The 397-nt window shown below is 32.2% G+C and carries 1 pseudogene; it reads right to left on the bottom strand.

The window, feature by feature from the left end:
- Positions 1–397: pseudogene (locus LE190_RS22320) on the bottom strand (hypothetical protein); the annotation flags it as partial.

The raw sequence follows: 397 nt of genomic DNA, 5'->3' as shown, positions 1-397 counted from the left end.
ATTCCATTCCATCTAACTCCTCTGTTCGGGCATTAATTATCAAACCCAAGTCCTTATTTGTATCAATAAAAAATCTATTTTTAAATCTATCGTCTAGAGAAGTTGTCTTTTTGACATGATGCACCATAAATTCACTTCCTTGCTTTCTATAAAAATCTAAAACTATTCGTCCTTCTTTTAGAAAGATTAAGTGATTACATAGTTCATCTAATTCCGAAAGGTCATGGCCTGATACAACAAATGTTATCTTCCTTACAGAACATATTTCATTAATCTTTTTAGACAAAAATGATGCATTTATGGGGTCTAAGGCTAACCACGGTTCATCAAGAAAAATTACAGTTGGTGATCGCAATAAAGATATTACAATCTTTAAACGCTGCTTATACCCAGACGA

Source organism: Massilia hydrophila (assembly GCF_020208145.1).
Lineage (GTDB): Bacteria > Pseudomonadota > Gammaproteobacteria > Burkholderiales > Burkholderiaceae_D > Telluria > Telluria hydrophila.
The sequence above is the reverse complement of the archived record's forward strand: the minus strand, read 5'-3'. Positions and strand labels throughout refer to the sequence as shown.